Annotated in this window: 21 protein-coding genes; 13 read left to right on the forward strand and 8 right to left on the reverse strand. The window is 65.0% G+C overall.

The genetic code is table 11. The features are described 5' to 3' along the window. Positions 1-95: 95 nt before the first annotated feature. The 7 genes from I6F20_RS15460 to arfB all read left to right on the forward strand — a co-directional run bounded on the left by I6F20_RS15460 (position 96) and on the right by arfB (position 9,107). On the forward strand, positions 96-1,067 hold the full coding sequence (locus I6F20_RS15460; protein WP_036009264.1) for a bifunctional riboflavin kinase/FAD synthetase: 972 nt from the start codon (positions 96-98) through the stop codon (positions 1,065-1,067). 201 nt (positions 1,068-1,268) lie between these two features. Next, positions 1,269-4,277: an isoleucine--tRNA ligase gene (gene ileS / locus I6F20_RS15465; protein ID WP_225126841.1), complete on the forward strand. Its 3,009-nt coding sequence runs from the start codon at positions 1,269-1,271 to the stop codon at positions 4,275-4,277. A 10-nt stretch (positions 4,278-4,287) separates the two neighbouring features. Next, a complete protein-coding gene (lspA, locus tag I6F20_RS15470) occupies positions 4,288-4,782 on the forward strand; it encodes a signal peptidase II (RefSeq protein ID WP_036027098.1) in 495 nt (164 codons plus the stop codon). A gap of 96 nt (positions 4,783-4,878) precedes the next feature. Beyond that, entirely contained in the window at positions 4,879-5,607 is a 729-nt protein-coding gene (locus I6F20_RS15475) for a hypothetical protein (protein ID WP_225127155.1), read from the forward strand. A gap of 205 nt (positions 5,608-5,812) precedes the next feature. After that, a complete protein-coding gene (locus tag I6F20_RS15480) occupies positions 5,813-7,207 on the forward strand; it encodes a M16 family metallopeptidase (protein WP_502696152.1) in 1,395 nt (464 codons plus the stop codon). Next, positions 7,204-8,571 (forward strand): M16 family metallopeptidase, encoded by a 1,368-nt coding sequence (locus tag I6F20_RS15485; RefSeq protein ID WP_036009252.1) that lies wholly within the window; start codon positions 7,204-7,206, stop codon positions 8,569-8,571. The genes I6F20_RS15480 and I6F20_RS15485 overlap by 4 nt, the downstream gene beginning before the upstream one ends. Positions 8,572-8,690: 119 nt before the next feature. Further along, on the forward strand, positions 8,691-9,107 hold the full coding sequence (arfB, locus tag I6F20_RS15490; protein ID WP_027575820.1) for an alternative ribosome rescue aminoacyl-tRNA hydrolase ArfB: 417 nt from the start codon (positions 8,691-8,693) through the stop codon (positions 9,105-9,107). Between the two features lie 56 nt (positions 9,108-9,163). Here arfB and I6F20_RS15495 read toward each other — a convergent pair whose 3' ends face one another. Next, on the reverse strand, positions 9,164-9,472 hold the full coding sequence (locus I6F20_RS15495) for a hypothetical protein (RefSeq protein ID WP_225126843.1): 309 nt from the start codon (positions 9,470-9,472) through the stop codon (positions 9,164-9,166). 316 nt (positions 9,473-9,788) lie between these two features. Here I6F20_RS15495 and mutL point away from each other — a divergent pair, with 316 nt between their 5' ends. Next, complete coding sequence (mutL, locus tag I6F20_RS15500; RefSeq protein WP_225126845.1) at positions 9,789-11,603, forward strand: DNA mismatch repair endonuclease MutL; 1,815 nt, start codon at positions 9,789-9,791, stop codon at positions 11,601-11,603. An 82-nt stretch (positions 11,604-11,685) separates the two neighbouring features. On the opposite strand, the gene rsmD is transcribed toward mutL, so the two are convergent. After that, entirely contained in the window at positions 11,686-12,243 is a 558-nt protein-coding gene (rsmD, locus tag I6F20_RS15505) for a 16S rRNA (guanine(966)-N(2))-methyltransferase RsmD (protein WP_225147360.1), read from the reverse strand. A 2-nt stretch (positions 12,244-12,245) separates the two neighbouring features. After that, a complete protein-coding gene (locus I6F20_RS15510; RefSeq protein WP_225126849.1) occupies positions 12,246-14,273 on the reverse strand; it encodes a pseudouridine synthase in 2,028 nt (675 codons plus the stop codon). A gap of 117 nt (positions 14,274-14,390) precedes the next feature. Here I6F20_RS15510 and tadA point away from each other — a divergent pair, with 117 nt between their 5' ends. Next, a complete protein-coding gene (gene tadA / locus I6F20_RS15515; protein ID WP_225126851.1) occupies positions 14,391-14,849 on the forward strand; it encodes a tRNA adenosine(34) deaminase TadA in 459 nt (152 codons plus the stop codon). Between the two features lie 104 nt (positions 14,850-14,953). On the opposite strand, the gene I6F20_RS15520 is transcribed toward tadA, so the two are convergent. After that, positions 14,954-15,856 (reverse strand): alpha/beta fold hydrolase, encoded by a 903-nt coding sequence (locus tag I6F20_RS15520; protein ID WP_225126853.1) that lies wholly within the window; start codon positions 15,854-15,856, stop codon positions 14,954-14,956. Positions 15,857-16,059: 203 nt separating this feature from the next. Next, entirely contained in the window at positions 16,060-17,343 is a 1,284-nt protein-coding gene (purD, locus tag I6F20_RS15525; protein WP_225126855.1) for a phosphoribosylamine--glycine ligase, read from the reverse strand. A gap of 213 nt (positions 17,344-17,556) precedes the next feature. Between purD and I6F20_RS15530 the strand changes: the two genes are divergently transcribed. The 4 genes from I6F20_RS15530 (at position 17,557) to I6F20_RS15545 (ending at position 21,563) form a co-directional block, all read left to right on the forward strand. Continuing rightward, positions 17,557-18,321, forward strand: coding sequence for an IclR family transcriptional regulator (locus I6F20_RS15530; protein ID WP_225126857.1), 765 nt, complete (start codon positions 17,557-17,559; stop codon positions 18,319-18,321). 425 nt (positions 18,322-18,746) lie between these two features. Continuing rightward, positions 18,747-19,685 (forward strand): PhnA-like protein, encoded by a 939-nt coding sequence (locus I6F20_RS15535; RefSeq protein ID WP_225126858.1) that lies wholly within the window; start codon positions 18,747-18,749, stop codon positions 19,683-19,685. A gap of 455 nt (positions 19,686-20,140) precedes the next feature. Then, positions 20,141-20,914 carry a YsnF/AvaK domain-containing protein gene (locus I6F20_RS15540; protein WP_225126859.1) on the forward strand — a complete coding sequence of 258 codons (774 nt, stop codon included), beginning with the start codon at positions 20,141-20,143 and terminating at the stop codon, positions 20,912-20,914. 379 nt (positions 20,915-21,293) lie between these two features. Next, positions 21,294-21,563, forward strand: a complete 270-nt coding sequence (locus I6F20_RS15545; protein ID WP_225126860.1) for a nuclear transport factor 2 family protein — start codon at positions 21,294-21,296, stop codon at positions 21,561-21,563. On the opposite strand, the gene I6F20_RS15550 is transcribed toward I6F20_RS15545, so the two are convergent. The 3 genes from I6F20_RS15550 to I6F20_RS15560 all read right to left on the reverse strand — a co-directional run bounded on the left by I6F20_RS15550 (position 21,560) and on the right by I6F20_RS15560 (position 24,441). After that, positions 21,560-22,315, reverse strand: a complete 756-nt coding sequence (locus I6F20_RS15550; protein ID WP_225126861.1) for an SDR family NAD(P)-dependent oxidoreductase — start codon at positions 22,313-22,315, stop codon at positions 21,560-21,562. The genes I6F20_RS15545 and I6F20_RS15550 overlap by 4 nt on opposite strands. Continuing rightward, positions 22,312-23,553, reverse strand: a complete 1,242-nt coding sequence (locus I6F20_RS15555; RefSeq protein ID WP_518513058.1) for an ABC transporter substrate-binding protein — start codon at positions 23,551-23,553, stop codon at positions 22,312-22,314. Before I6F20_RS15555 ends, I6F20_RS15550 begins: the two co-directional genes overlap by 4 nt. Before the next feature lie 84 nt (positions 23,554-23,637). Continuing rightward, a complete protein-coding gene (locus tag I6F20_RS15560) occupies positions 23,638-24,441 on the reverse strand; it encodes an acetoacetate decarboxylase family protein (RefSeq protein WP_225126862.1) in 804 nt (267 codons plus the stop codon). Positions 24,442-24,484 lie beyond the last annotated feature (43 nt).

Below are 24,484 nucleotides of genomic sequence, written 5' to 3' on the forward strand. Positions count from 1 at the left end.
ATCGTTTTCAATGTCTGCCCGCCCCGCCGCTTGACTTCGCGGTGCCGGTCGCGCCACGGTCCGGGCCGGTCCTGCCCGGTTCGAGAATTCCCCTGATGGCTCCGCCTTTTACCGTCATCCGCGATACAACGCCGGATTCCGCGATTCCGAGGGGCGCCGTGGTTGCCATGGGCAATTTCGACGGCGTGCATCTCGGCCATCGCGCCGTCATCGCGGCTGCCCTGGAGATGGGCAGGGCGCATGGCCGGCCTGCGCTGGCCTTGACCTTCGAGCCGCATCCGCGGCGGTTTTTCAGCCCCAACACCCCGCAATTCCGCCTGACAGACGAGCGGGCCAAACTGCGGCTTCTGGCCGGTACCGGGCTTGCCGGCGCCGTGGTCATGACCTTTGACAAGGCCCGTGCCGGAACCAGCGCGCAAGATTTCATTCACCATGACCTGATCGGGCGGCTCGGCGTCAGCGGCATCGCGGTCGGCTACGACTTCCATTTCGGCAAGGGACGGGTCGGCTCCCCGAGCCTCTTGGTCAACGAGGCGCCCCGGCTCGGCATCGAAGTCGACGTCCAGCCGCATGTCGATATCGACGAGCGGCCGGTCTCCTCCAGCGCGATCCGGATCGCCCTCGCCGAGGGCCAGCTCGACGAGGCCACGACCATGCTGGGCGCGCCCTGGTTCATCACCGGCGAGGTCATCCACGGCGAGAAGCGCGGCCGCGAGCTCGGCTATCCCACCGCCAACATCCGCCTGGACGCCAATTGCGGCCTCAAGCACGGCATCTACGCGGTCCGGGTCGGCCGCGGCACCGAGCGGCTGGACGGGGTGGCCAGCTTCGGCCGCCGCCCGACCTTCGACAATGGCGCCCCGCTGCTCGAAATCTTCCTGTTCGACTTCAAGGGCGACCTCTACGGGCAGGCCCTCGACTGCGCCTTCATCGGCTTCATCCGCGATGAGCTGAAATTCGATGGTCTAGAGGCCCTGATCCACCAGATGGACGACGATTCCGCCCGCGCCCGCGCCATGCTCGCCGCCGCCCCGGACGCGTTTCCGCGCCTGGGCGTGATCGATTGAGAGGCGAAACCGGGCCCCCGGACCTTTGCGCTTCCTCCGCCCCCCTGCTATGGAGAGCCCATGTTTGCGCGGCGCATCATAGGGATTAGCGGCCCGGCTTCCGCCTGAGCCTGAAGGCTCGGCGCAAGACCGGGATTTCGTCGTTCACCCGCGATTCCGCATCGCCATCCGTTCCCGCGCCCTTCCGAGCCAGTCAGCCTCATGTCCGAAAAGCCGCAAAAGTCCCAAAAGTCTGAAGCCAAGGACTATTCGAAGACCCTGTTCCTGCCGCAGACCGAATTCCCGATGCGCGCCGGCCTGCCGCAGCGCGAGCCGGAGATCCTCAAGCGCTGGTACGAGATCGGCCTCTACGAGAAGCTGCGCCAGAGTGCGAAGGGCCGCGCCAAGTTCGTGTTGCATGACGGCCCGCCCTACGCCAACGGCAACATCCATATCGGCACGGCGCTGAACAAGATCCTGAAGGATCTCGTCACCAAGAGCCAGCAGATGCTCGGCTTCGATTCCAACTACGTGCCGGGCTGGGACTGCCACGGCCTGCCGATCGAGTGGAAGGTCGAGGAGGAGCATTATCGCAAGAAGGGCAAGCAGAAGCCCGACTTCCGCGACAGCGCCGCGATGATTGATTTCCGCAAGGAGTGCCGCGCCTATGCCACGCACTGGCTCGGCGTGCAGCGCGAGGAGTTCAAGCGCCTCGGCGTGATCGGCGATTGGGACCATCCCTACGCCACCATGAGCTATCCGGCCGAAGCCCAGATCGCGCGCGAGCTGATGAAGTTTGCCGCAAACGGCACGCTCTATCGCGGCTCCAAGCCGGTGATGTGGAGCGTGGTTGAGAAGACCGCGCTGGCCGAAGCCGAGGTGGAGTACGAGGACCACACGTCCGATACGGTCTGGGTGAAATTCCCGGTGACCTCGCCCGCGCACGGTGCGCTCGCCTCGGCGAGCGTCGTGATCTGGACCACCACGCCCTGGACGCTGCCGGGCAATCGCGCCATCTCGTTCTCGCCGAAGATCGCTTATGGCCTCTACAAGGTGACGGACGCCCCCGCCGACAATTGGGCCAGGAACGGCGACCTCCTCATCCTCGCCGATGCGCTCGCGCAAGACGTCTTCAAGCAGGCGCGCGTGACGGCTTATGAGAAGGTCCGCGACGTCCCCGGCGACACCATGGACGCGATCGAGTGTGCCCATCCGCTCAAGGGCGTCGGCGGTGGCTACGACTTCATCGTGCCGCTGCTGCCTGGCGACCATGTCACCGACGACACCGGCACCGGCTTCGTGCACACGGCGCCCGGCCATGGCCGCGAGGACTTCGATGTCTGGATGGCAGAGGCGCGCGATCTCGACGCGCGCGGCATCAACACCGCCATCCCCTACACCGTCGACGAGAACGGCGCCTACACCGATCATGCGCCGGGCTTTGCCGGCAAGCGCGTCATCACCGACAAGGGCGAGAAGGGCGATGCCAACGAGGCCGTGATCAAGGCGCTCGTCGAGAAAGGCATGCTGCTCGCCCGCGGCCGGCTGAAGCATCAATATCCGCACTCCTGGCGCTCCAAGAAGCCGGTGATCTTCCGCAACACACCGCAATGGTTCATTGCGATGGATAAGGACATCGCGGTGGGCGGCAAGACGAAGAGCGGCGACACGCTGCGCGCCCGCGCGCTGCAGGCGATCTCGGTGACGCAATGGGTGCCGCCGTCCGGCGAGAACCGCATCAACGGCATGATCGAGGCGCGGCCCGACTGGGTGATCTCGCGCCAGCGCGCCTGGGGCGTGCCGATCGCCGTGTTCGTGCGCGAGAAGGGTGACGGCTCCGCCGAGATCCTCCAGGACGAGGCCGTCAATGCGCGCATCGGCGACGCCTTCGAGAAGGAAGGCGCCGACGCCTGGTACGCGACCGGCGCCCGCGAGCGCTTCCTCGGGCCCCGCGCGAACGAAGACTGGCAGAAGGTCGACGACATTCTCGACGTCTGGTTCGATTCCGGCTCCACCCACGCTTTCGTGCTCGAAGATCCCGTGCAGTTTCCCGGGCTCGCCGGCATCAAGCGCAAGGTCGACGGCGGCGCCGACACGGTGATGTATCTGGAAGGCTCGGACCAGCATCGCGGCTGGTTCCACTCCTCGCTGCTGGAAAGCTGCGGCACGCGCGGCCGCGCGCCTTACGACATCGTGCTGACCCACGGCTTCACCCAGGCCGAGGACGGCCGCAAGATGTCGAAGTCGCTCGGCAACACCATCGAGCCGCAGGCCGTCATCAAGGAATCTGGCGCCGACATCTTAAGGCTCTGGGTCGCATCCAGCGACTATACCGACGACCAGCGCATCGGCCCCGAGATCCTGAAGAACACCGTCGAAACCTATCGCAAGCTGCGCAACACCGTGCGCTGGATGCTGGGGACGCTGCATCATTACAGGCCGGCCGACGCAATCGCGCCGGCCGAGATGCCCGAACTCGAGCGCTTGATGCTGCACGAGCTCTCAGGTCGCGCCGCCGCGATCGGCAAGGCCTATCGGGAGTTCGACTACAAGACCGTGGTCGCGATCCTGTCCGCGTTCCTGAACAGCGAGCTCTCCGCATTCTATTTCGACGTCCGCAAGGATACGCTGTATTGCGATCCGCCCTCGTCACTGACGCGCAAGGCGGCACTGACGACCATCGACCTGTTGTGCGCCTCGATCCTGAAATGGCTGGCTCCGATCCTCAGCTTCACTGCTGAGGAGGCGTGGCGCATGTACCGGCCCGACGCCGAATCGTCCGTGCACCTGACGCTGTTCCCGACCGATCTCGAAGCCTTGCGCGACGACAAGCTCGCCGCGAAATGGGAGACGATCCGCAACGTGCGTCGCGTCGTCACCGGCGCACTCGAGCTGGAACGCGCCGCCAAGAACATCGGCTCCTCGCTCGAGGCATCGCCGGTGATCTATGTCGCCGATCGCGGCATGCTGGCAACCTTGTTCGACATCGATCTGGCTGAAGTCTGCATCACCTCGAACTACGAGGTGCGGGAGGGCGAGGCGCCGGCCTCGGCGTTCCGCCTCGATGCCGTCCCCGGCGTCGCGGTCGTCGTGGAGAGGGCGATCGGCACCAAATGCGCCCGCTCCTGGAAGATCTCGCCGATGGTCGGCGAGGACCCTGAATACCCCGACGTCACCCCGCGCGATGCCAAGGCACTGCGCGAGTGGAAGGCGCTGGGGGTGAGCGTCTGATCGGTCGGCCATGACCCCGCTCCGTGCCGGCATCCTCGCGGCCATGGTCACGCTCGTGGCCGACCAGGCCTCGAAGCTCTGGCTGTTGAACGTGTTCGACCTCGCCCGTCGCGGCGCAGTGCGGGTGACGCCGTTCTTCGACCTGGTGCTGGCCTGGAACATCGGCATCAGCTTCGGCTGGCTCCAGAACGACAGCCAGGCCGCGCAGCTCGCGCTGATGGCCGTCAAGGTGATCGCGGTGGTTGCGCTGGCGATCTGGATGGCCCGCTCGCACACCATGCTCGCGACCGTCGCGCTCGGTCTGATCATCGGCGGCGCCATCGGCAACGGCATCGACCGCTTGGCCTATGGCGCGGTGGTGGATTTCGCCCTGTTCCACATCGAGATCGCCGGAAATACCTATAATTGGTATGTGTTTAACCTCGCGGACGTGGCCATCGTTGCTGGGGTGGCGGCGCTATTGTATGATTCCTTCCTGGGGGTACCCGCCGCAAAAGCGCCCTGATCCCGGCCGATACGGACCGGCAGCTGGAACCCGGCTTTTGCAAGGGTCAAGCCGCGTGTGGGCGGCAATCTGCTACAATATGAAACAGGTACGGTGATGCGCAGCTCGAAGACCAGCGGTTCGATGGTTCGGGGCTCCCAATCGGGGGGCTGGCGGGCACTGAAATTGGCCGCCGTCGCGCTCGGCATCGGCCTCGTCATGTCGACCGGTGGCGCCCATGCTGCCGACGATGACGACGACGACGACATGACCTTCGAAGAGAAGCTCATCGACAACCTGATGACTGGCCTTGGCGCCCGGAGCATGGAAAAACCCGGCATCGAATACCGCGAGCGTTCGCCGCTGGTCGTGCCGCCCAAGCTCGACCTGCCGCCGCCTGCCGCCGCCGAAGCCGCGGCTGCGCCGAACTGGCCGAAGGACCCCGACGAGAAGCGCCGCAAGGAGGCCATCGCCCAGCGGAAGAAGTCCGGTAACAAGGCAACGGAGTACTGGAAGAACGCCCAGCCGCTGTCGCCCGCCGAGTTGAACGCCCATAGGACGGCCGCCGCCGACAAGACGAGCAATGACCCGGTCCAGCCGGGCACCAACGTGGCCAATCCGACGATGAGCCCTGCCGAACTCGGATATACCGGAGGGCTGTGGAAACTCTTCAAAGGGAACGGGCCCGAGTCCAAGCAGTTTACGTCGGAACCGCCACGCCAATCGCTGGTGGAGCCGCCGCCGGGATATCAGACGCCGTCGCCGAACTACGCCTACGGCGCCGGCCCGGATAATTCGAAGCGGACCTATTTCGACGTCCGATCCGGCAAGGAGAAGGAACAATAGCGTTCCTGTCCTATCGCGACATTCTGACCCAGGCGAAGCGAGGGTCGGGCGGTGCATGTCCGCCCACCGCGTTCAAAATTGCTTATCAGTAACTTGCCTAAGCGTTGAGTTCTCTGCTTCGTGACGCGAAGCCTCAGCCGCACGGTGTAGCCTGCCGTGCCCTCCGAGCCGGAGATCCGGGCTCGGCACCTCACAACCAGGGATCATGATGTCCTCTTACCGATCGGCTGCCTGCCTCCTTGCCGCGCTGCTTTCGACGAGTGTCCTTTCGGCCGGCGCCGCCCTTGCCCAGACCACGGTGACATCGGCTCCGCCCGCCAGCTTCACGCTCGCCAACGGCATGCAGGTCGTGGTGATCCCGGACCGCCGCACCCCCGTTGTCACCGAGATGATCTGGTACAAAGTCGGCTCGGCCGATGAGACGCCCGGCAAGTCCGGCCTCGCGCACTTCCTCGAGCACCTGATGTTCAAGGGCACCGCGAAGCATCCGGCAGGCGAATTCTCCCAGACCGTGCTGCGTGTCGGCGGCAACGAGAACGCTTCGACCTCGGTCGACTACACCAACTACTATCAGCGCGTGCCGAAAGAGCAGCTGCCGACCATGATGGAGTTCGAGGCCGACCGCATGACGGGCCTCGTCCTCAAGGACGAGAACGTGCTGCCCGAGCGCGACGTCGTGCTCGAAGAGTACAACATGCGCGTCGCCAACAATCCGGATGCGCGGTTGAACGAGCAGATCATGGCCGCGCTCTATCTCAACCATCCCTACGGGCGGCCGGTGATCGGCTGGCATCAGGAGATCGAGAAGCTCGATCGCGAGGATGCGCTCGCCTTCTATCGTCGCTTCTACGCGCCGAACAACGCGATCCTGGTGATCGCCGGCGACGTCGACGCCGCCGAAGTCCGCCCGCTGGTCGAGCGCAATTTCGGCTCGATCCCCGCACAGCCCGCGATCCCGGCGCGGCGCGTTCGTCCGCAGGAGCCGGAGCCCGCCGCCCCGCGCACCGTCACGCTGGCCGACCCGCGCGTCGAGCAGCCGAACATGCGGCGCTATTATCTCGTGCCCTCGGCAACCACGGCCGCGGCCGGCGAGAGCGCGGCCCTCGACGTGCTGGCGCAGTTGATCGGCAGCGGCAGCAATTCCTATCTTTACCGTGCCCTCGTGGTCGACAAGCCGCTCGCGGTCTCCGCCAGCGCCAGCTATTCGAGCATCTCGCTCGACCCGACCCAATTCGCGATCTCGGCTGCACCGAAACCCGGCGTCAGTTTTTCGGAGGTCGAGCAGGCGGTCGACGGGGTCCTCGCCAACGTCGCACAGAACCCGATCCGCGCCGAGGATCTGGAGCGGGTCAAAACCCAGCTCATTGCCGAAGCGATCTACGCCCAGGACAACCAGGCTGTGCTGGCGCGCTGGTACGGCGGCGCGCTGACCACCGGCCTGTCGATCGAGGACATCAGGAGCTGGCCCGATCGCATCCGCGCCGTCACCGCCGAGCAGGTTCGCGCCGTTGCGCAGAAATGGCTCGAGAAGAAGCGCTCGGTGACGGGCTACTTGATCAAGGACACTGCAACCGCCAAGCGCGAGGAGAAGCGCTCGTGACCTATTCCTTCGTTCGCCGCATTGCATTCTCCGTTGCCGCCGGCGCGGTCCTCGCATTCTCTGCGGTCTCGCCGTCGCAGGCCGCCGCAAAGATCCAGCACCTGATCTCGCCGGGCGGCATCGAAGCCTGGTTCGTGCAGGACGCAACCGTGCCGCTGATTGCCATGGAATATTCCTTCGCCGGGGGCTCGGCGGAGGACCCCAAGGACAAGCCGGGCGTTGCCAATCTGGTCGGCTCTCTCCTCGACGAAGGCTCAGGCGATCTCGATTCCAAGACGTTCCATGAACGGCTCGACCGCCGCGCCATCGAGCTGTCCTTCAACGCCACCCGCGACACCCTCCGGGGCAGCCTTCGCATGCTGCGCGACAACAAGGACGAGGCCTTCGACCTGCTCAGGATGGCGCTGACCTCGCCGCATTTCGACACGGCCGACGTCGAACGCATCCGCTCGCAGGTCATCTCGGGCCTGCGCCGCGAGACCACCAATCCGACCTCGCTGGCGAGCCGCAAGTTTCTGGAGCTCGCGTTCGGCGATCACCCCTACAGCCGGCAGAGCAACGGCAACCTCGACAGCGTGCCGACCATCACAATTGCCGACCTGAGGAATTATGTCGGCCGTGTCCTCGCCAGGGATGGCCTCAAGATTGCGGTCGTCGGCGACGTCGATCCGGCTACGCTCGGAAAGCTGCTCGACCACACCTTCGGCAGCCTGCCCGCCAAAGCCAATCTGACGCCAGTCCCCGACGTCGAGGCTGCAAAGCCGCCGCAACGCGCCTTCGTGACCCTCGACGTGCCGCAGACGGTGATCACCTTCGGCGGACCCGGCGTGAAGCGGAGTGATCCGAGCTTCATGGCGGCCTACGTCGTCAACCACATCCTCGGCGGCGGCGGCCTATCGTCCCGGCTCTATCGCGAGGTGCGCGAGAAGCGCGGACTGGCCTATTCGGTGTACGAGTCGCTGCTCTGGATGCAGCACTCGGCGATTTTCATCGGCAATACCGGCACCCGCGCCGACCGCGCCGGCGACACCATCGAGGCCATCGAACAGGAGGTGCGCCGCATCGCCGAGGAGGGCCCGACGCAGAAGGAGCTCGATGAGGCCAAGTCCTATCTCAAGGGCTCGCAGATGCTGGCGCTCGACACCTCGTCCAAGCTGGCACAGGCGCTGCTGCAATATCAGCAAGACAAGCTGCCGATCGACTATATCGAGAAGCGCAACGCCATCGTCGACGCCGTGACGCTGGACGATGCCAAGGCGGCCGCCAAGCGGCTCTGGGGCCAGGGGCTGCTGACCGTCGTCGTCGGCCGGGCCCCGCAGGCCGCCGTGCAACCGGCGGCTGCACCGGCGACGAAGTCGAACTGATCTCTTTTCTCGACGTTTCCTGAATGGCCGGGGCCATCCCGGCCATTTGCGTTTCACGGCAGCGCCATTGCTGACGACGGATGTCCGCGGTATGTCCTGACATCACGAATGGTGCCAGCATGCTGCGGATATCCCGCGATCTCGTCATCGACGAGGACGACATCGAGATCGGCTTTGTCCGCGCCTCCGGCCCGGGCGGGCAGAACGTCAACAAGGTCGCGACCTCCGCGCAGCTGCGCTTCGACACGCGCAAGCTGACCTTGCCCGAGGACGCGGCGCTGCGCCTTGCCCGCATTGCCGGCCAGCGCATGACCAAGGACGGCGTGATCGTGATCCACGCTCAGCGCTTTCGCACTCAGGAGCGCAACCGTCAGGATGCCATCGACCGTCTCGTCGAGATCCTCAAGGAGGCCATGGTCCGGCCGACGCCTCGCCGTGCGACGCGGCCGACCTTCGCCTCCAAGCAGCGCCGGCTCGAGGGCAAGAAACGCCGCAGCGACATCAAGGCCGGCCGCGGCCGGAGCTTCGACGATTGATGCGAAAAACCTCCGGTCGCGCGAGCGACCGGAGATTTGCCGTTCGCGAGCTGGCGTCAGTAGCGCTTGCCGGCCGCAGCACCGCCGGTCGCCGCATCGTCCGTGGTGCCCTTGCGCGTCGCGCTGCCGGTGGTCCCGACGGACCCCTTCGTGCCTTTGCCCGACTTCATGCCGACCTTCTCGCCGGCTGCGCCCTGCTGTGCACCGAGATCCTCATCCTCGCTGCCTGACGCGCCTCCTTGCATGGGCTTGCTTTGTACGGTGCCGCCAGGCCTCGTCCCAGACGAGGTGCCTTGGGCGAGAACGGGCGTTGCAACGAGGGCCGCGAGAGCGCAAGCGATCGCAGAGGTCTTCACCAACTTCATCCATTTCTCCTGGAATGTCGCGATGAACCGTCGGTTGCCTTCTGCACCGTTCGCCTGCACCGGACCGGTTCATCGCAAAGAGAGTTCGAACGGCGCGGTGTGATGCAAGCCGCGTCGTGTGGTGATCGTTTAGGGTTTTCGCGGCGCTTTCGCGGAATTGTGCTCCTCATATGCGGCGGCGCGGAACATCCCAAGCATTCCCGACGGACGAGGCGCGCCGAAAATGTCCCCCATTTCGGGTGTGGGAAGCTCGACCTGACCCATGCATTTGTCGCTGCGTGGCACTAGACTTGAGAATATTCGCCGAGTGAGCCTCATGCCCGTCCGCCAGCTGCCAGAACAGGTCGTCAACCGCATCGCCGCCGGCGAGGTGGTCGAACGTCCGGCGAGCGTGGTCAAGGAGCTGGTCGAGAACGCTATCGATGCCGGCGCGAGCCGCATCGACGTCTTCACCGACGGCGGCGGGCGGCGGCGAATCGGCATCACCGACGACGGCAGCGGCATGATCGCAAAAGACCTTGCGCTCGCCGTCGAGCGCCATGCCACCTCCAAGCTCGACGACGAGGACCTGCTGCAGATTCGCACCCTCGGGTTTCGCGGCGAGGCCCTGCCCTCAATCGGCTCGGTGGCGCGCCTCTCCATCACCACGCGGCACGCCAGCGAGCCGCACGCCTGGGCGTTGTCGGTCGAGGGCGGCGAGAAGTCCGGGATCATGCCGGCGGCGCTGGCGCATGGCACGCGCGTCGAGGTTGGCGACCTCTTCTACGCGACGCCGGCGCGGCTCAAGTTTCTGAAAACTGACCGCACCGAAGCGGAAGCCATCCGCGAAGTGGTACGGCGCCTCGCGATGGCGCGGCCCGACATCGCCTTCACGCTCGCCGGCGAGGAGCGCGCACCGGTGACCTGGACCGCGGCGCTGCCCGGCGCGGCCGGACGGCTGACTCGGCTTGGCGACATCCTCGGCGCCGAGTTCCGCAGCCACGCCATCGAGGTCCATGCCGAGCGCGAGGGCGTCGTGGTCGCCGGCTATGCTGCGGCTCCCGCGCTGACCAAGGCCAACGCACTCGGTCAATATCTCTTCGTCAACGGCCGGCCGGTGCGCGACAAGCTCATTCTCGGCGCCGTGCGCGCGGCCTATTCCGACTATCTGCCGCGCGACCGCCATCCGGTGCTTGCGCTGTTCGTCACGCTCGATCCGCGCGAGGTCGATGCCAATGTGCATCCGGCCAAGACCGAGGTGCGCTTCCGCAATGCCGGCCTCGTCCGCGCGCTGATCATGCATGGCTTGAAGGAAGCGCTGGCGCGCGAGGGCCGCCGCACCGCCGCCAATAGCGGCGAGAGCGCGCTGTCCTCGTTCCGCCCAGCCTTCACGCCGCCACGTCCGGCAAGCTGGGACTGGCGCGCCTCGCCAGCCGCCCCGGTGGCGCCGATGCCGTCGTTCGAAGGCGCCGCCGCGCCCGCCTTCGCCGAGCGTGCGCAGGCTGCCTTCGACGTCGGCGCGCCCAGCGCGGACGTTCGGATCGAGACGCAGCCGGTAGCTGATCTCGTCGACCGCCCGCTCGGCGCGGCGCGCACGCAGATCCACGAGACCTACATCGTCTCGCAGACCCGCGACGGCCTGATCATCGTCGACCAGCACGCCGCGCATGAGCGCATCGTCTATGAGCGGCTGAAGGCCTCGCTCGCCGCCAACGGCGTGCAGCGGCAGATCCTGCTGATCCCTGAGATCGTCGAGATGGACGAGGCGACGGTGGAGCGCCTGCTGGAGCGCAGCGAGGAGCTGGCATCGTTCGGCCTTGCCATCGAATCCTTCGGCCCCGGCGCGGTCGCGGTGCGCGAGACGCCGTCGCTGCTCGGCAAGACCAATGCCGGCGGCCTGTTGCGCGATCTTTCCGAGCACATGGCCGAATGGGACGAGGCGCTGCCGCTCGAACGCCGCCTGATGCACGTCGCCGCCACCATGGCCTGCCACGGCTCGGTGCGCGCCGGCCGCCGGCTGCGGCCGGAGGAGATGAACGCGCTGCTCCGCGAGATGGAGGACACGCCGAACTCCGGCCAGTGCAATCACGGCCGGCCGACCTATGTCGAGCTGAAGCTGAGCGACGTGGAGAAGCTGTTCGGGCGGCGGTGACGGTGCCGTAGGGTGGATTAGCCGAAGGCGTAATCCACCTCTTCTGCGTCCGCAGTGAGAGACAGTGGCGGATTACGCTTTGCTAATCCGCCCTACGCAAGAACACAAACTCCGTGTCGTCATAGGCGCGCCGCTCCAGCTCCTCGAAACCTTCAGGCGTCACGAACTGCGCGGCCTTCGCCTCTTCCACCACGAGCAGCGCGCCGGGCGTGAGCCAGCCGCCGTCGCGAAGGCTCGCGAGCGCCTTCTCGGCAAAGCCCTTGCCATAGGGCGGATCGAGGAACACCAGCGAGAACGGCTCGACGGGATGCGCGGGGCCGAGATCGGTCGCATCGCGGCGATACACCTTGGTGACGCCGCCGAGGCCGAGCGCCTCGACATTGTTGCGCAACAGCGCACGCGCCTCCGCGCCGTTGTCCACGAACAGCGTGAACTTCGCCCCGCGCGAGGCCGCCTCGATGCCGAGCGCGCCGGTGCCGGCGAAGAGATCGAGCACGCGCGCATCCGCAATCGGATCGTCATAGGCGTGCACGAGGATGTTGAACACGGACTCGCGCAACCGGTCCGCCGTCGGGCGGATGTCACGCGAAGACGGTGAGGCGAGATTGCGCCCCTTCAAACGACCGCCGACGACGCGCAACTTCAATCCTCCCGCGGCGTCAGGTCGCGTTTGCCGTGATAACCGCGCTTGGGACGGCGCGGCGGGCCGTAGCCGCTCGCCTCCATCTCGTTGCGCTCGCGCGCCTCCTCGCTGCCGGTGCGCTGAACCAGTACGCGGCGACCCTTGCGGTCGCTGATCACCGCGCGCTTGCTGGCGGGCTTCTTCTCGCTGGTCGCGTCGTCGACGCGCGAAGATGACTTGGAGGGCGCGTCGAACTGCGCGCCCGACTTCTCGATCACCTTGTCGCCGAGCTGCTCGCGCAGCACGCGCGCGCGGATCTCCTCGACCTGACCTTCCGGAATCTCGCCGAGCTGGAACGGTCCGTAGGAGACGCGGATCAGCCGGTTCACCTCGAGGCCGAGATGGGCGCAGACATTGCGCACCTCGCGGTTCTTGCCCTCGCGGATCGCGAACACCAGCCAGACATTGGCGCCCTGGTCGCGTTCCAGCGTGGCCTCGATCGGACCATACTTGACGCCCTCGATCTCGATGCCGTTCTTGAGCTGGTCGAGCTGCGCCTGGGTGACGTCGCCATGGGCGCGGACGCGGTAGCGGCGCAGCCAGCCGGTGTCGGGCAGCTCGAGCGTGCGCGCGAGGCCGCCATCGTTGGTGAGCAGCAGCAAGCCCTCGGTGTTGAAGTCGAGCCGGCCGACGCTGATCAGCCGCGGCAGGCCTTCGGGCAGATTGTCGAACACGGTCGGACGGCCCTCGGGGTCGTCATGCGTCGTCATCAGCCCGCGCGGCTTGTGGTAGAGGAACAGCCGCGTGCGTTCACGCTCCGGCAACGGCTTGCCGTCGACCATGACGACGTCGTTCTTGGTGACGTCGAGCGCGGGCGAGTTGATGACCCGGCCATTCACGGTGACGCGCCCCTGCGTGACCATCTCCTCGGCGTCGCGGCGCGAGGCGAGACCGGCGCGGGCCAGCACCTTGGCGATGCGCTCGCCGGCCTTCTTCGGCTTCGGCGCCTCGTCGCGGCGCGGCCGGCCCTCGAAATCACGATCGCGCTCGCGATAGGCGCCGCGGCCGCCGAAGGCGGGACGCTTCTCGAAAATCCTGCTGTCGTCCTCGTTGTCGCGGCGCGGACGATCGCGGAAGCGGCCTTCGTTGCGCGGATGCTCCTGCCAGTCCATGCGGCCTTCGGGGCGCTGGCGCGGCCGATCGAATTTCGGACGGTCACCGCGTTCGCTATCGCGGTCACGGGGCCGATCGAATTTCGGTCGCTCGCGGAACGGGCGGTCACCGGATGCGCGGTCGTCGCGCGAACGAGAGAAACGCGGACGGTCCTCACCGCGACCGCCCTCACGGCGATCGTCGCGCTGACGCCAGGGCTTCTCGTCGCCGCGATCGCGGCCGCCGAAATCCTTGTCGAAGCTCTTGCGTGGGCGATCACCGCGCGGTGCGCGATCACCGCGATCGAAATTCGGGCGGTCGCCGCGCGGCTTGAAGCTGCGTTCGCCACGGTCCTCGCGCGGCCCACGGTCGCGTTCGCGATCCCCATGGCCGCGTTGGCGATCCCCACGGTCGCGTTGGCGATCCGGCCCGCCCCGCGAAAATTTCCGTTCGCCGTCGAACTTGCGCTCTGGACGGTCGCCGCGCGGCGCGTAGGGTTTCTTGTCGCCGAACTTCCTGTCGCTGGAGCGGCCGGCCGAGCGGGCATCGTCGCGATCCCTGCGCGGCGGACGATCGTCGCGGCCAAATGACGGACGATCGCCGCGCGGCTTGAAGCTGCGCTCACCGCGGCCTTCACTGCCGCGATCGTCGCGCTTGAAGCGGGGACGGTCACTGAAATCGCGGCGCGGTGCGTCACCTTCCTCGCGGCGGCGGAATGGGCGGCTGTCGCGGTCGCCACGGGGCGGGCGGCTGTCGCGCTCGCGCTTACCCTCGCCCTTGCCCTCGAAGCCGCGCTTGGCGAATTTCTTCTCTGGCCCGCGCGGCTTGCCGCTACTGCCTTTGGCCGGGCCTCGCCGGCCGCGGGAATCGTTGTCTTTGTCGCTGTCGCGAGGCATGACTAATCTCACTTAAGGGGTGGCGCGAGCATTGTGCGCGCTCGCTGCGAGCCGCATGCTCAGGCAAAATCGGTATCCACTCTTGCTGAAGGCGGAGCTAGTAGCAGGTTTCTGGCGATGATACGAGGCATGAAAGCCCCTTCTTTCATGGATTTGGCGCTTCTGGCGGCCGAAAATGCCGGAAAAGCGGGCGAAGTTCCTGTTGGCTGCGTGGTGGTCCGCGATCACGAGGTGATCGCCACCGGCGCCAACCGGACGCTGACCGACCATGATCCGACCGCCCATGCCGAGATCATCGCGCTGCGCGCGGCCGCCGCGAAGATCGGCAGCGAGCGGCTGGTCGACTGCGACCTCTACGTGACGCTGGAGCCCTGCACCATGTGTGCGGGCGCGATCTCGTTTGCAAGGGTGAGACGGCTCTATTACGGCGCGGCCGACCCCAAGGGCGGCGCGGTGGAGTCAGGCGTGCGGTTCTTTGCCTCGCCGACCTGTCACCACACGCCGGACGTCTATTCCGGCGTCGGCGAGAGCGAGGCGGCGCGGCTGCTGAAGGAGTTCTTTCGGGAGCGGCGGTAGGTCGGAGTCGCGTAGCCCGGATGGAGCGAAGCGCAATCCCGGACAGTGCCGCGGCGAGGAGAGAATCCCGGATTTCGCTGCGCTCCATCCGGGCTACAAGATCGTCAGGCCAAGAAGAACTCGCGCAGCGCCCTCGCTGTCACATCGGGATTCTCCTCCGTGAGGAAGTGGCCGGAATCCACCGGCATGCCGGAGGCGTTCGTGGCCCATTGCTTCCACGTGTCGAGCGGCGTCGCGGCGGCCTGGGCGATGCCGGCATTGCCCCACAGCGCCAGCATCGGAATGGTGATCTTCTTGCCGGCCTCGAAATCGGCCTTGTCGAGGTCGTAGTCGAAATAGGCGCCGGCGCGGTAATCCTCGCACATCGCGTGGATGCGGGCGGGATCGCGGAACGGGGCGAGGTAGTGCTCCAGCGCGCGCGGGTCGATCGCGTCCAGCGTCTTCGACTTGGTCTGGCTCGCCATCTTGAAGCGCAGGAAGAACTCGCCTTGGCCTGCGATCAGCGTCTCCGGCAGCGGATAGGGCTGCGCCAGGAAGGTCCAGTGATAGATCTTCAAGGCATAGGCGCGGTTCATCCGCTCCCAGTAATTATAGGTCGGCAGGATATCGAGCACGGCGAGCTTCGACAGCCGGCCGGGATGATCGAGCGCGAGCCGGTACGACACGCGGCCGCCGCGGTCGTGGCCGGCGAGCGCGAAATGCACGTGGCCGAGGCGCTCCATCACCTCGACCATGGCTTTCGCCATGGCGCGCTTAGAGTAGGGGATGTGCAGCGCATCGCTCGCGGGCATGTCGGACCAGCCGTAGCCCGGCAGGTCGGCGATGATCAGCGTGAAGTGCTCGGCGAGTTCAGGCGCCACCTGGTGCCACATCACGTGGGTCTCGGAGAAGCCGTGCAGGAGCAGCAGCGGCGGGCCCTTGCCGCCGACGCGGGCGAAGATGCGGCCGAACGAGGTATCGATCCATTCGGCGGCGAAGCCCGGATAGAGGTCGGCGAGATCGGACATCTTGTTGCATCCTTGTTGGCCGGTGGCGGGGCCGCTCGACAAAAAGTGTCGAAAACAACCCCATGCACAGTACCGGTATTATCGTCGGGGCAACTAACCCCAACTGACGATTGCATATTCTGGAGTGTAGATGTGGCGGCGCGGTGACGCGAACGTCGCGATTCCGGACCGGCGCTTTTGGGGGCGCCGTCCGCAATGACACGCTAATTTTTGGCCTTTTCCGCCTCCACCGCCTGCCAGCCGATGTCGCGGCGGCAGAAGCCGTCCGGCCAGTCGATGCGGTCGACGGCTTGATAGGCGCGCGCCTGCGCTTCCGTCACGGTCGCCCCTAGCGCGCAGACATTGAGCACGCGGCCGCCATTGGCGAGGACCGCGCCGTCCTTGGCCACCGTGCCGGCGTGGAAGATCTCGACATTGTCGACCTTGGCAGCCTCTTCCAGCCCGCCGATGCGCGTGCCCTTCTGGTAGTCGCCGGGATAGCCCTTCGCCGCCATCACCACGGTCAGCGCGGATTCCTTGTGCCAGCGCAGGTCGAAATGCTTCAGCTCCCCGTCGCAGGCGGCGAGCAGCGCCGGCACGATGTCGCTCATCATGCGCAGCATCAAGACCTGGCACTCGGGATCGCCGAAGCGGACGTTGAACTCGAACAGTTTTGGGCCCTGCGTCGTCAGCATGATCCCGGCATAGAGCACGCCGCGGAACGGCGTGCCGCGCTGCTTCATGCCTGCCACCGTCGGCAGGATGATTTTGGCCATGATCGCGTCGTGGACGGCAGGCGTCACCAGCGGCGTCGGCGAATAAGCGCCCATGCCGCCGGTGTTCGGGCCGACATCGTGGTCGAACACGCGCTTGTGGTCCTGGGCGGAGGCGAGCGGGATCGCCGTCTCACCGTCGCACAGCGCAAAGAAGCTGATCTCGCGGCCGGGCAAAAACTCCTCGATCACGACCTCGGCGCCGGCCTCGCCGAAGGCGCCCTCGAACATCATGGCGATGGCGTCCTCGGCCTCGCGCACGGTTTTTGCGACGACGACGCCCTTGCCGGCGGCAAGGCCATCGGCCTTGACCACGATCGGCGCGCCCTGGCTCTGCACATAGGCGCGGGCGTCATCGGCATTGGTGAAGCGTTTGTAGGCGCCGGTCGGAATGCCGAACTCGGTGCACAGCGCCTTGGTGAACCCCTTGGAGCTTTCGAGCTGGGCCGCCACCCTGCTCGGCCCGAACGCCTTGATGCCGGCTTTGGTGAGATCATCGACGATGCCGGCCGCCAGCGGCGTCTCCGGCCCGACCACCACGAGCGCGACCGCGTTCTTTTTGCAGAAGTCGATCACGGCGGCATGGTCGGCGACATCGAGCGCCACGCACTCCGCCTCCCTGGCGATGCCGGCATTGCCGGGCGCGCACCAGAATTTGGTCACCAGGGGAGAGGCTGCGATCTTCCACGCCAGGGCATGTTCGCGGCCGCCGGAACCAAGCAGGAGAATGTGCATCGAAGGCTCAGGATAAGGGGTTTTGCTGGGGGCGGAGGTCGCATGAATCGGGGTGGGGCTCAAGAGGAAACGGCGCGAACTCCCCGCCATTCGATGTGCTCGATCATTCCAGGCGCTTGCTGGCGAATGACTTTTCGCCATGCGAGCGATCGGCTACACGGGAATTGCATTTCCCCGTGTGCTCGCGGGCGCTGATCCAACAAGGCCCAAAGAATGACTGAGAAGCCGCAAGCGGGCGCGCCCGCCCTGGAGAAAGGGCTGGACCTTCTGGAGGCGCTGGCGGGCGCTGCACGCGGGATGAGCCAGAAGCAACTCGCCGAACGCGTCGGGCGCTCCGTCAGCGAGATCTTCCGGATGCTGGTGGCGCTGGAGCGCCGGGGCTATGTCGCGCGCGACCCCGCGACCGGCGAATACACTTTGACGCTGAAGCTGTTCCGGATCGCTTCGCAATTCCCGCCGACCGAGCGGCTGCTGAAGGCGGCGCTGCCGGTGATGGAGCAGCTCGCCTCGCGCGTCCAACTGTCCTGCCACCTGACGGTGCTGCACGGCGAGCAGTTCATGGTGATCGCCCGGATCGAGCCGGAATGGTTGATGGGCTGGTCGGTCAAGGTCGGCGCGGTGTTTCCGCTCACCCAGCAATACGCGTCGGCGAAGGTTCTGGCGGCCTTTCAGCTCGAGGGCCGGCGCCAGGAGCTGGCGCAGGTCATCGCGACCAATGACCGGATCAGCACCAAGAAGGCGCTTGCGGCGCTCGACCGCATTTCCTCGGAGGGTGGAAACTTCTCCAATGACGATGGCTATACGCGCATCCTTGCCTATAGCTGCCCGATCATCGAAGTCTCCGGCCGGGCAGTGGCCGCGATGACCGTCCCGCTGGTGAGGCAGGATCAAATCCCCGCCGCGGAAGCCAGCGCCATCGCCGCGGAGCTGCGCAGCGCGGCCAGGATCGTATCCGAGAAGATCGGCGGCGTTTCCTAGGACGTGGACGCATAAACGTCGGCTTACCAGTAAAGCGGAAGCTCGGACCTTTGGGCGTGATCGGCAGCTTGTGACCCGATGGCGAAGTTCGGTTTGGTTCAGATATGGTCAGCTGATCGGGGGGACAACGGAAGTGACGCAGGTTCGTTCGAGCCGGCTCTTTTGACCAGAGCGGACATTTGCGCCTGCGTGCTACGGTCGGCTTCGCTCATTGGGAGGTGAATGAAACAGGGCAGTCTTGTGCCTTCACTTCCCCAGTCGGAGAGCCGCTCTGCTCGAACTCGGCGGAGGGACAGTTCGGAGGTGCACGCTAGCGGGCATTTGAGTGGCCGTGCTGCAAGGGCTTGCAGTTGAGGTCTGCGATTTTAGGAACGTCGGACGCAAAAGCAAGTTGCGGCATCAAACAGACTTCAAGGATCAACGTCATGGCCAACTCTCCCGAAATGGTTCATTCAAGCCACCGCACGCCACCTCAGACGAGCGATGTCGTTCCCGCCGACGAAATTCGCACAATCATGTTGAATCAGGTTGCGTGGGGCGCGGTTTTCGCGGGTGCAGCCATCGCGCTTGTGATGCAGATTATTCTAAACATGATCGGCCTTGGCGTGGGTTTATCCACGGTAGACGTTGGGGAAGGTAGCACGCCCAGCGCAAGCTCGATGTCGGTTGGTGCAGGTATCTGGTTTATAGTTTCCGGCATTCTGGCTGCGGCCCTGGGCGGCTACATAGCCGGTCGGCTTTCTGGCAAGGCGTCTGCTTCAACGACGGCTTATCATGGATTAATGTCATGGGCAGTCTCAACGCTGGCGGTGATGTATCTGCTTTCTTCCGCCGCTTCCGGCTTGGCTAGTGGCGCTCTCAGCACAGCATCTTCCGCTTTGGGCGGAGCGGGCAAAGCGCTGGGAGGGTCGGTCCAAACGGCAGTTCAAGCGGCAGCGCCTACGCTGAACAATGTTAGCGACCCGATGGCTGCCATCGAAAGCAAAGTTAAAGGCGCCTCGGGAGGGCAAGATCCCGCCGCGCTTCGTGATGCCGCGGCCACAGCCGTCCGCGCGGCGCTAACGGGTGACGCTTCTCAGCAGGCAGCGGCTAACGACAAGGCGGCCGAGGCTCTAGCCAAGGCTCAGAATATATCTCAGGACGAAGCAAAGGCGCAGATCAGTCAGTACCAACAGCAATATAAGGAAGCGATAGCCAAGACGAAGGAGCAGGCAAAGCAGGCGGCGGATACAGCTGCCAAGCGCGTCTCACAAGGTGCATTGTTCGCGGCAGTGGCATTGTTACTGGGCGCCTTGGCCGCGTTCTTTGCAGGGCAAGCCGGGGCCGTGAATCCAACAGTGTCGGCGCAAGTCGCCCGTCGATGACAACAACGACCCGAGAAATCGACTTCAGCTCGAACAACCAAGTTCGTCAGCTCACCGAAAGGCGTCGCTTCAGCGCTTTGTCCCTCGTTCGTTGAAGCAGGCGACCTGATCATGCATCATCTCTGGCAGATGATCAGGAAGGTGGTCGCGCGCGGACGAGCGGCTCCAAACGATCGTCTTTGGCGACCGTGGCTTCATTCGCGGCATGGATGATTACGCAATCGCTCCGGGTTTTGTCGGACTAAGGACGAGGTGAGTGTTCGATAAGCTGATTTGCAGCCTGTCGCGACAGTATGCTCGCATCGCCGCCGGTCCAAATCTAAGAGCGGTAGCTCCAAGCTCGCGTCGTTGCCCGGCAGCCCCGACTATAGCGAGCGCTTCGCAAACCTTGCGAAAAAAATTAAGAACGATGCGTTGTCTCTGGCGTTGGGCGCATGTCCATAGAGGAGGCAAACATGCAAGGACAATGCGTGGTAGCAGTATACAACTCTCGTAACGATGCAGAGGAAGCGTACCGTGCTGTGGTCGGTTCAGGCGTTCCAGCAGATCATGTGAGGCTGAGCAATCAGCCATCACAGTCAAGCAGCGAAAGAGCAAGCGAAAGCTCGGATGGAGGAAGTTTCTGGGACTGGCTGTTTGGAAGCGATGTACCGGCAGACGAGCGCCGCCTGTATGAAAGCCACATGGAAAGGGGCGGCACCGCATTGTCGGTGCTAGTGGATGCTCCCACCATGGCCGATCTCGAACGCATCGAAGGTGTGCTGCAGGAGTACAATCCGGTCGAGATCCACGAAGAAAATGGGGGCGGCTCGACAGCGGTCGGAAGCGGAGTGTCAGGACCCTCGGTGAGGCAAGAAGGGTATGACTCTCAAGGCGACGAACCCGAGAAGGTTATCCCTCTCCCGGAAGAAGAATTGAAGGTGGGCAAACGGGCCACCGAAACCGTCAAGCATATAAGAACTTACGTAGTCGAGGAGCCTGTACAAAAGGACGTACAACTGCGCGATGAGCGAACTGTCATCGAGCGCCGTCCAGCTACGGGAGCTGCGACAGGGCAACCAACGGAACGGGAGTACGAGGTGCGAGAGCTGCATGAGGAGCCCGTAGTCCAGAAGGAGACTCGAGCCGGTGAAGAACTGGTGGTACGCAAAGAAGCGGCCGAACGTACTGAGAGAGTTGCTGATACGGTGAAGAAAACCAGGGCCGACATTGACAAGACTGAGCGTTGAGCTAGCTGATCAACCGCCGGCATCAAAGATCGGCAGTGGCGAGTGAGGGCGGCTTTGGGCCGCTCTCACTTGCTCGGATATTAAAATAGTCGTGCGTCAGAGCGAAAGCGCCAGCACTTCATCGGCCTTACAGCTGTTGGCTCACATGCACGGTAGATCGGACGCGGGGGCCGTGCTCACTTCGACCGCCGCTTGTGGCCCTTAGGCGAGGTTCAGGCGGCGTACACGTTGGTTGGGACAGAGCGGGAGCGACCGGCCGAGCTTCCAAACGGCGCTGATGACCCGAAGGCGACATCGACCAAACGTCTAATCGGCCCTTCAACTCACCTGTGTGCCCTTATGTTATTGTATCCCTTCCGAGAACTCGATGGAGGGAAGGATGGACATCCGATGGAAATTGACGGCGCCGGGTGAAGCGTTCAACGCGCACGACTTGGATTCCATCATGGAGTTCTTTGCTGACGATTGTATCTTGGAGATACCGAGGGGAAGCAAGCCTTGGGGCTCCCGCTTCGAAGGCAAACGCAACGTACGAGACGGGCTCGCGACGCGCTTTGAAGGCTTGCCGGATGTTCACTACGGCGACGCCGAGCATTTTGCGGATACGATGGCAAACACGGGCATTTCAAAATGGACGCTCACGCTCTAACCGGCGGTCATGCCGGCATCGACGATCCAGGCCGCGCCGTTCACGTGAGCAGCCTCGTCGGATGCGAGGAAGGCAACGATGTTCGCGACGTCCTGCGGTCGTCCGTGCGCGCTCGCAGCATTTCGACGCATTGTGATGGCGCCCTCGCGCGCCTGGCCTTCCAACTCCCGGATCATGCGCGACTCGACCGGACCGGGCAGAACGGCGTTGACCCTGATCTTCGTTCCGGCGACATCGAGCGCTGCCGTGCGCGTCAGTCCGAGCACGGCGTGCTTGGAGGCGACGTAGCCTGCGAGCCCTGCACGTCCGCGGATCGCGGACGTCGATGCGGTGTTGATGATCGCGCCCGTCCCGCGTTGCATCATCCTGGCGATCACGTGCTTGAGGCCGAGAAAAGCGCCCTTGACGTTCACCTGCAGCAATTGATCGAACGTTTCGTCGGGATATTCGTGAAGAGGAGCGACGACGCCCTCAATGCCCGCGTTGTTGGCGAAGATGCCGATCGGCCCGAGACGTGCTTCGGTCGCCTCTACGAATGCGATCGTATCCTGAGCGAGGGAGACATCCGCGCGGATGGCGAGCGCCCTTGCCCCGGCCTTCTCGACCAGCTGTGCGGTGGCGCGTGCAGCCGCTTCGTCGCGGTCGACGATCGCGACCGCAGCGCTCATCTGCCCCAACTTTAGCGCAATGGCGCGCCCGATATCGCCCCCGCCGCCCGTGACCAGCGCGACCGGCCGATCCGTGCCACTCACGACTTCAGGAACTCGCAGCCGCCATCCGCCACAGGCCGCCAGGCCTCGGACGGCGCGATGGTCTTGACCAGCTTGTAATAGTCCCAGGAATATTTGGAATCGCTGGGGGTCTTCACCTCGAACAGATACATGTTGTGCAGCTTGCGACCGTCGGCGCGCACGCTACCCTTGCCGAAAAGAGGATCGTCGGTCGGCAGCTTCTTCATCTGTTCGACCACCGCCTTGCCGTCGCTGGAGGCGCCAAGCGCATCAACGGCCTTCAGATAATGCAGCGTCGTGGCGTAGGCACCCGCATGCAGCGCGGTCGGATAGCGGCCGTTGTTGCGCGGCGCGAATCGCTTGGTCCAGGCACGCGTATCGTCATTCAGATCCCAATAGAAAGCTTCGGTGAACTGCAGCCCCTGCGCAATCTTCAAGCCGAGCGAATGCACGTCGCTGAGATACAGCACCGTCGCCACCACGCGCTGGCCGCCTTGCGGAATCCCGAATTCGACGGCCTGCTTGATGGAGTTGATGGTGTCGCCGCCGGCGTTGATCAACGCGATGATTTCCGCCTTCGAAGACTGCGCCTGCAACAGGAAGGATGAGAAATCCTGCGTGTTGATCGGCGTGCGGACGCCGCCGAGAACCTTGCCGCCGAATTTCTGCACGACGTTCTTAATGTCGCCTTCCATGGCATGGCCGAAGGCATAGTCGGCCGTGAGCAGGAACCAGCTCTTGCCGCCGCTCTCGACGACGGCGCGCGCGACCCCCGACGAGAGCGCGTAGGTGTCGTAGGTCCAGTGCACGAGATTGGGCGAGCAGGACTTGCCGGTCAGGTCCGACGACGAGGCGCCGGAGACCAACAGCGTCTTGTTGTTCTGCTGCACGACGTTGCGCACCGCGAGGGCGACGGCCGAATTCGGCGCATCGACGATGACATCGACGCCTTGCCGGTCGATCCACTCGCGCGCGATGTTGGCGCCGAGATCAGCCTTGTTCATGTGGTCGCCGCTGATGATCTCGACCGGCCGGGTCATCCTGGGAGACGATGCCTGGAAATCCTCGACCGCCATCTTTGCCGCCAGCAGCGAGCCCGGGCCGGTGACATCGGCATAGAGGCTGGACATATCCGTCAGCACGCCGATGCGGAGCGGCTTTGCTTCTTGCGCCCGTGCACTGAGCCCCGTCATGCCCAACGCCAATCCGCCGGCGCCAGCCAGCAGCCGGCGGCGGCTCACTCGAAATCGTGCTGCCATGGGCAGACCCTCCTTTGCCTTGTGCGTGTTTCTTCCCAATTTTCGCCGCCCGCATGTACATCGCACGCAGGCTGATCTTGTCGTTCAGGGCGTGAGGCGCTCGACGAGCCTGCGATCCTCGACCTCGAATCCGCCGCCATAGACGTCCGACACCATGAAATGCGCGCCGAGGATCTCCGGCTCGAGCTCGGCAATCGGATCGTACGCGCTGGCGTGCAGCGTCATCGCGGCGCGACCCGGCACCGGCTTGGAATATTTCAACGGCGTGCGGCGATAGGCGATGTCCGCATAGGCCGTGCCGAGCCGCTCGGGATGCGGCAGACGGCGCACATGGATCTCACCGGCCGGCAGCTTATCGCCGTCGACGATGCGGACGACCGGCGCGGACGGATCCGGCGTGAAGGAGAAATCGGCGAGCGGAATGCCGCGGCGGCGGACCCATCCAGTGATCGATCCATCGGCATGCTCGTCGAACGCGTAATGCGCATCCTTCTTGGTGTAGCCGAACACCTCGCGTCCGGCACAGATCCCCATGGGATCGCTGCAATACATGAAGATATGCGTCTCGGTGAACAGCCCCTTGTAGCGCACGGGCACCGAGATCATCAGGTCGAACATCTCGCCCGCGTGCACGGCGAGGGAATGGCCAGGCGAACGCATGAAACGAAAGGCCACGCGGTCGCTGGCGATCTCGAACGGCGTCTCTGCGAGCAAGGTCGCGACCTTGCCGGGCGCGACACGGGTCATGATCTCGACGGTGCGCAAGGTGCAGCCCCACTCCACCGGATAAGCCGGCGAATAGGGCGGATTGACCCCGCTATTCGGCTTGAGCTGGTACTGCCCGAACATGCGTCCGCGCGGGTCGTCGGGATCGGTGACCACAGCCATGGGGCCGCTTCCTCTGATTTATATATGATTTGTAAATTTCATA

The sequence above is a fragment of the Bradyrhizobium sp. IC3123 genome (assembly GCF_020193625.1).
Lineage (GTDB): Bacteria > Pseudomonadota > Alphaproteobacteria > Rhizobiales > Xanthobacteraceae > Bradyrhizobium > Bradyrhizobium yuanmingense.

What these genes read in the sequence shown, in the direction of transcription:
- lspA (WP_036027098.1), top strand. Translation starts at nt 4,288, where the DNA reads ATGACCCCGCTCCGTGCCGGCATCCTCGCGGCCATGGTCACGCTCGTG.
- mutL (WP_225126845.1), top strand. Translation starts at nt 9,789, where the DNA reads ATGCCCGTCCGCCAGCTGCCAGAACAGGTCGTCAACCGCATCGCCGCC.
- I6F20_RS15495 (WP_225126843.1), bottom strand. Translation starts at nt 9,472, where the DNA reads ATGAAGTTGGTGAAGACCTCTGCGATCGCTTGCGCTCTCGCGGCCCTC.
- I6F20_RS15460 (WP_036009264.1), top strand. Translation starts at nt 96, where the DNA reads ATGGCTCCGCCTTTTACCGTCATCCGCGATACAACGCCGGATTCCGCG.
- I6F20_RS15480 (WP_502696152.1), top strand. Translation starts at nt 5,813, where the DNA reads ATGATGTCCTCTTACCGATCGGCTGCCTGCCTCCTTGCCGCGCTGCTT.
- I6F20_RS15475 (WP_225127155.1), top strand. Translation starts at nt 4,879, where the DNA reads ATGCGCAGCTCGAAGACCAGCGGTTCGATGGTTCGGGGCTCCCAATCG.
- I6F20_RS15540 (WP_225126859.1), top strand. Translation starts at nt 20,141, where the DNA reads ATGCAAGGACAATGCGTGGTAGCAGTATACAACTCTCGTAACGATGCA.
- I6F20_RS15545 (WP_225126860.1), top strand. Translation starts at nt 21,294, where the DNA reads ATGGACATCCGATGGAAATTGACGGCGCCGGGTGAAGCGTTCAACGCG.
- I6F20_RS15510 (WP_225126849.1), bottom strand. Translation starts at nt 14,273, where the DNA reads ATGCCTCGCGACAGCGACAAAGACAACGATTCCCGCGGCCGGCGAGGC.
- I6F20_RS15560 (WP_225126862.1), bottom strand. Translation starts at nt 24,441, where the DNA reads ATGGCTGTGGTCACCGATCCCGACGACCCGCGCGGACGCATGTTCGGG.
- I6F20_RS15535 (WP_225126858.1), top strand. Translation starts at nt 18,747, where the DNA reads ATGGCCAACTCTCCCGAAATGGTTCATTCAAGCCACCGCACGCCACCT.
- tadA (WP_225126851.1), top strand. Translation starts at nt 14,391, where the DNA reads ATGATACGAGGCATGAAAGCCCCTTCTTTCATGGATTTGGCGCTTCTG.
- I6F20_RS15530 (WP_225126857.1), top strand. Translation starts at nt 17,557, where the DNA reads ATGACTGAGAAGCCGCAAGCGGGCGCGCCCGCCCTGGAGAAAGGGCTG.
- arfB (WP_027575820.1), top strand. Translation starts at nt 8,691, where the DNA reads ATGCTGCGGATATCCCGCGATCTCGTCATCGACGAGGACGACATCGAG.
- purD (WP_225126855.1), bottom strand. Translation starts at nt 17,343, where the DNA reads ATGCACATTCTCCTGCTTGGTTCCGGCGGCCGCGAACATGCCCTGGCG.
- ileS (WP_225126841.1), top strand. Translation starts at nt 1,269, where the DNA reads ATGTCCGAAAAGCCGCAAAAGTCCCAAAAGTCTGAAGCCAAGGACTAT.
- I6F20_RS15520 (WP_225126853.1), bottom strand. Translation starts at nt 15,856, where the DNA reads ATGTCCGATCTCGCCGACCTCTATCCGGGCTTCGCCGCCGAATGGATC.
- I6F20_RS15555 (WP_518513058.1), bottom strand. Translation starts at nt 23,553, where the DNA reads ATGGCAGCACGATTTCGAGTGAGCCGCCGCCGGCTGCTGGCTGGCGCC.